The organism is Microcoleus sp. LEGE 07076 (genome assembly GCF_015207455.1).
In the GTDB taxonomy this organism is placed as follows: domain Bacteria; phylum Cyanobacteriota; class Cyanobacteriia; order Cyanobacteriales; family Microcoleaceae; genus Microcoleus.
In genome coordinates this window covers 1-4,301 of record NZ_JADEWV010000340.1, presented here as the reverse complement: position 1 = coordinate 4,301, position 4,301 = coordinate 1, and the positions used below count along the sequence as shown (strand labels likewise).

2 protein-coding genes are annotated in these 4,301 nt (G+C 46.6%); both read left to right on the top strand.

The genetic code is table 11. The features are described from left to right. A partial coding sequence (locus tag IQ270_RS28625) for a S8 family serine peptidase (RefSeq protein WP_228056796.1) occupies positions 1–636 on the top strand: 636 nt, incomplete at its 5' end. Continuing rightward, a complete protein-coding gene (locus IQ270_RS31595) occupies positions 557–4,195 on the top strand; it encodes a peptidoglycan DD-metalloendopeptidase family protein (RefSeq protein ID WP_228056795.1) in 3,639 nt (1,212 codons plus the stop codon). The genes IQ270_RS28625 and IQ270_RS31595, both read left to right, overlap by 80 nt. The last annotated feature ends 106 nt before the right edge of the window (positions 4,196–4,301 follow it).

Here is a 4,301-nt window from a genome sequence, read left to right as displayed (position 1 = left end):
TGGGTGGGAAGGGCGATCGATTCTGGGAGATGGGCGGATTCTTTGGTAGAGTTTGTGGATGCTGCGAAGGCTTCAAGACAGAAAAATGCGATCGCGAATCTCAGTTTGGATTTGACTCAGAAGAATGCTGATGGGAGTGTGACGACGCGCTATGAGTTGACTCCAGCAGAAAGAAGTGCGATCGAATATGCGCGGCAAAATGGGGTAATGCTGGTAGTGGCGGCGGGTAACGACGGCGGTGTGATGTCGGTTTTGGGTCAAGCTTCTCAGGAGTTTGACAATATTTTTACGGTTGGGGCTGGGGATATTAACGGGCGATCGGACTATTCTAGTTATGGCCGCGGTTTAGATATTATGGCCGATGGCGGCACGACTGAACATCCGGCTTTATCGACTGCGGGAAATGATTTGGGGACGATGGCGGGGACTTCGGTAGCCACTGCGAAAGTTGCGGGGGCGGCTTCTTTGGTTTGGGCGGCAAATCCTGCTTTGAACTATCGCCAAGTGATGGAGATTTTGAAGTCTACGGCGAGGGATTTGGGGCCGATTGGATGGGATGATGAGACGGGTTTTGGGTTTCTTGAATACTTTGGCGGCGGTGGATTTGGCGAAGAAAACGACGCCGGAGGTTTATAAACCTACAGCTTTCTTCCAACCGACAACTTGGGGCGGTGATGGGATGGTGACACCCAGTGAACGGGCTGTCAATATTGTGAATGAAAACTTTACTGCTTGGGTGGTGTCACAAAATGGAATTACTCTTCGCAATAGTCCGAATACGAGCGATCGAAGTAATTTTGTTGTGAAGTATGGTGATACTTTAACTTTTGACGGCTGGACTTACGGCGAACAGCTTAGCGATTTAACCACAGGAAAAGCGGATGCTTTGTGGTATCGCTTCCGATATAACGGCGGTACTTATTGGATACCGAGTGCTTGGACTGGTGGCTACCCTGGAAGTAAGCCGCCTTTACTTCCGCCGACACAGCAACCCCCACAACAACCTCCACAGCAACCAACTGCTAATACGGTGTACCTGTCTACCAGTAGCGGACAGATATTGCAGGTTAATACGGCGACGGGTGCACAAAATCCAATCTATCAAGGCCGCGCTTTTACTGATTTGGCGGTTGCTCCGAATGGTAAACTTTACGGCTGTACTTTCTATGACGGTTTGTATGAGATAAATCCCTCTACGGGTGCGGAACGATATGTCGGGCCGTTGGCGGGGGGAACTCTCAATTCTCTGACTTTTTCTCCCGATGGCCGACTCTACGGGGCCGATCAGGGAAATGGTAATTTGTTTCAGATTTCGCCTGATAATGGTCAGATGAATTTGATTGGAAATTTGGGCGGGCCTAGCAGTGGAGATTTGGTTTTAAACGGGGCTAATGAGATTTTTGCAACGGTTAGTAGTCCTAATACTTCGTTGAACGATCGCCTAGTTGCTGTCAATTTGGCGACGGGTAATTCGCGCTATATAGGCGATTTGGGTTTGCTGGAAGTGTATGGTCTGAGCTGGGAGAATGGGCAACTGACAGCTTATACTTCCGATCGCCGGAAACTGGCAATTGACCCGAACACGGCTAAAGCAACTGTTGTCGGTACAGTCTCTAGCAACGGTCTGATCTGGGGAGCGGCAACAAAGCCTGCAACTGCATCGAGTCCTACAGATGATGTGCGTCAGAAGTTCTTGTATGCTGCTAGCCAGTATCCGCAAGTGGGGGCTGCTATTACTGGTATGCAGGATCAGGGGGGTGGTGTTTTCCGTCAGGAGTTTGAACGGGCGATTATGATCTGGAATGGTCAGCAAGTGACTGTTTATGAGACAAAGGGGCGATCGGTTTCGCCAACTTCCCCGTCTTCTGAGCCTCAAGTCAATAATCCTTCTGGCTTCAATCCTGTTGTTTTCACTCGCTCGGTTGGAGTTGATACTAACTACGGCATCAGGCTAAGAACTGATACTAGCCTAAATGCTCCTGGTGAAGGTGTCACCCATGATTCTCAGATCGAGTTTGATGGCTGGAAGTATGGCGAAGCGGTGCAGGATCGGACTGTGGCAAATGGTCAGATGGATGCGTTATGGTATCGGATCAAGGGTACGAACTACTGGATTCCTAGTGCTTTTATCAATGGCTACCCGCCTGGTTATAAGCCGCCTGTTTCATCAGGTGGAAATAATGGTGGTGGCAATGTTGGAACTGACATTACAACGCCCTTAAACAGCAATCCGACCGAAGCGAACCCGTTACGAGGGTTTATCCACCCGTTGGGTAATTCCAAGATTCAGCCGAGTCAGGGAAACAGTACGGGATCGCACGTTGACCGAGCTGCATATTCGATTGACTTCCCAGCAAACATTGGTACGCCTGTTTCTGCAATGCGGCAGGGTAAGGTCGTGGCAGTTCGCGATATTTATCCCGATACCGGTGGTGGATCGGATAAAGCCAACGCATTTAACTATGTCTTGATAGAACATGATAATGGCTATCGTTCGGCATACATTCACCTTCAGCAAGGCTTTAATTCGCGGGTTGGGTTGAAGGTTGGCGATACGGTTAAAGCGGGGCAAACTATTGGCTATAGCGGTAATTCCGGCTGGAGTACCGGCCCGCATCTGCACGTTGAGGTTCACCGCGCTGCTGCTGGTGGTTATCTTGGTCAAACCGTTCCGTTTGTGATTGGTGGCGGTGCTGCGGGTGATGGTTCAAGCAGTGATGATTCTGCGACTGATGATGACTACAACTACGATGAAGAAGATGATAGCTTACCAATAGGTCAGCTAATTGCCAATGAGGTAGTTGAGCTTACCAGAGAAAGCTTAAAGGGACTGAATCAAGCAATTGCTGAGGGAATCAGAAGCCAATTTGACGGCATTATCAACCCTCTGCAAAATAAAGTTAATGAGGCTGAGAAGAAAGTTGCAAACTTGAAATCTCAGCTAGAGAGCAAAACAGAGGGTATCATTAACAGCATTTCTGGTAGCGTCATTGGTGGTTTGAATGCAACGGCTAAAAATGAGCTACGCAATGCCATTAATGAAGTTAACAATGGTGAATTTGCAGGAAGTTCAGCCTCTGTCACTCAAGCTGTACTTGCCAAACTAAGTAGTATCGGCTTAGGTTTTGTTACTGGGCTAATAGACGGCTGGATTGATGATAGGATTGATGAGGCATTTGCTCCTGTAGAACAAGCTTTGAAGGAAGCACAACAAAAGCTTCAGGAAGCAAAGGAAGAACTTTATAAAGTAACCGAGAAAATTAAACCAATAATTGACAATGCAATTGATGCTGCTGCTGACCAGCTTAATGAATGGACTCCTTACATTGCCAATGTTGCCCAAGCACTGTTCTATGCTGAGAAGGAGTGGGTTGATAATTTAACTGCTCCAGAATTCTGGATAGATCCAGAACTCTGGAAAAAGTTTGGTTTATTCCTTTTAGGGCTGGCAATAACTGCTGCCATTACTGCTGCGTCTTTTGTTGCTGCTGGAGCTATCGCTGCATATACTGGAGGAACTGGTGCTGTTCCTGCTGCTGTTGGTGCTGCACAAGTTGTATTAGCCATAATTGGAGGCGCTATGACTTTGGAACAATTAATATCAATTTTAGAGAGCGCCAAAATAGCATTTGAAGGTTTGCATGAGGGAGCTAAATCCTCCACAACTGATGAAGAATTACAACTTGTTGGCAAAAAATTTGCTAGTGAATCTACTGACACTCTTGGTAAACTAATCACTTTGGTGGCAAATATTGCTGTTGGGTCACTTACTGGAGCCAAGCTGGGAGGAGCATTCTCTAAGTATGGTTCTTCCATAACGAAGAAGGTATTTAAGAACCGAGTTCGTTCCCTTGATGCGGTTAACAAATTCCGAAATTTATGGCAAGAAGCTGATTTGAAGACGGCTATTCAGAGATTTGCAGGGTCTGACGCTAAACCAATACCATCAGCCTCCGGGAAAATCAATTATAAAAACCCACAAACAGGCATTCAAATTGTACAAGATCCTGTTGGTAAGTATTTTAGGATAGAAGACACGAAAATTCCCATAAAAAAGGATGGTACACTACCCTATCAGCGTTATTTTGATCTGAATGGGCAAATTCCTAAAAACAAGATGCTCCCTAATGGAAAAGAGACGGGACGCTTAAGGCATGAATATGAGGAAGTAACACATTTTAAGTATGAAGACTAAGTATGAACAATCAATCATCTTTTCCATAGTACAATTGAATTATGCAGCCTAATATTTTATCCGATCGCCCCGATCGCATCCACCCATCCATTCAACTCCCCTCCCT